We start from the raw sequence: 1,616 nt of genomic DNA, 5'->3' as shown, positions 1-1,616 counted from the left end.
GCCGCCCCGTCTTCGACGCCGCGCTGTCGCGCAGCAAACTGGGGCTAGAGTAGAAGAGCGCGCGCGGGGCAGAGACCGTCATTAGCACTGGTGTGACAGCACCCGAGTAGGAGAGTGGTCCGCACGGTATCGGCGTGGAGTCGCTGAAGGCACGGCATGCCGTGACCTCGTATAAGAGAGTGAACCCCTTCGCCACCGTGTACCCCGCGCGCGCTTTTCAATCCTGCGAGGAATTGTCATGGCGCGCAAGAACCAAAAACGCTTTGAGATTGTTCATCACGACTGCGCCGGCATCGATGTGGGTAGTCGTGAGCATTGGGTCGCGGTCAATCCTGATCGATCCGACCCGCCTGTTCGTAAATTTTTGACCTTCACCGATGACCTGATCGCGCTGGCCGACTGGCTTGAGTCGTTGAAGATCAAAGTGGTGGCCATGGAGGCGACCGGCGTTTATTGGATTCCTCTTTTCGAAGTGCTCGATGCCCGGGGATTCGAGGTTTATCTGGTCAACTCGCGGGCGACGCGACAGACCTCCGGCCGCAAATCCGATGTTCTGGATTGCCAGTGGATCTGGCAACTGATGACGCACGGCCTGTTGAGCGGGGCTTTTCGTCCAGCCGATGAAATTTGCTCGATGCGCTCGCTGGTACGGCAACGTGCCAATAAAGTCGCCGATCAAGCCAAAACCATCAACCGCATGCAGAAAGCCCTGAGCCAGATGAACATCCAGCTGGCCAATGTTATCAGCGACATTAGCGGCGTGACCGGGATGAAAATCCTCCAGGCAATAAATCAGGGTGAGCGCGATCCTCACGCTCTAGCCGCCTTGCGAGATCGGCGTATCAAGGCAGACCACGCCACCATCGCCCGCAGCCTGCACGGCAATTGGCGCATGGAGCACCTGCATGCACTACGTCAGGAACTGGCGTGCTACGACTTTCTGGAAACACAAATCGCCGAGTGCGACAGGGCCATCGCACAAGCGCTTGAACGACTGCCCGTGCGTCAGGAAGAAGTCCCAGCGGCGTGTAAAGCGCTTCGCAACACTCATCGCTCGGCTGCGCAACAGACGGCCCTGCATCAGGCATTGGGCCAGGTGATGGGCGTGGATTTAACCGCCATCCCTACGATCGGGGTGGATACCGCGCTGGTGCTGGCCAGCGAGTTGGGCCCGGACTTGTCACGCTTCCCGACCTCACAACACTTTTGCTCATGGTTGGGTGTCGCGCCGCCAACCCGAATATCGGGCGGCAAACCTCTTCCGGGCAGAGCACCGAAGGTCATCAATCGAGCGGCTCAAGCGCTCAAGCAATCGGCTTCTAACGCCCGAAACGACAAAAGTTTTATCGGTGCCAGCCACCGGGCACGCTTAAGCAGAATGGATACGGGCTGCGCCATCAAAGCAACCGCCCATCAACTGGCTCGGCTGATTTACGCCATGCTGACCAAGGGACAGCCGTATGTTGAGCAAGGTTTGGAAGCTTACGAAGAAAAAAGCCGCAGCCGGCAACTGCGCGCCTTGGAACGCAAGGCACGCAAGCTGGGGATGCAGTTGGTGATGGCTGGATAGAATTTAGAGCAAAAACAATGCGTTATTTTTTGTTTGATAAGAGCTG

At 57.7% G+C, this 1,616-nt stretch carries 1 protein-coding gene; it reads left to right on the top strand.

The genetic code is table 11. The features are described 5' to 3' along the window. Positions 1-238: 238 nt before the first annotated feature. Entirely contained in the window at positions 239-1,570 is a 1,332-nt protein-coding gene (locus CKW18_RS29555) for an IS110 family transposase (protein ID WP_095191980.1), read from the top strand. Positions 1,571-1,616 lie beyond the last annotated feature (46 nt).

It is taken from the genome of Pseudomonas sp. Irchel 3E19 (assembly GCF_900187585.1).
Taxonomy (GTDB): domain Bacteria; phylum Pseudomonadota; class Gammaproteobacteria; order Pseudomonadales; family Pseudomonadaceae; genus Aquipseudomonas; species Aquipseudomonas baetica.
Note: the sequence above shows the minus strand (reverse complement) of the source record. Positions and strands in the feature narration are given on the sequence as shown.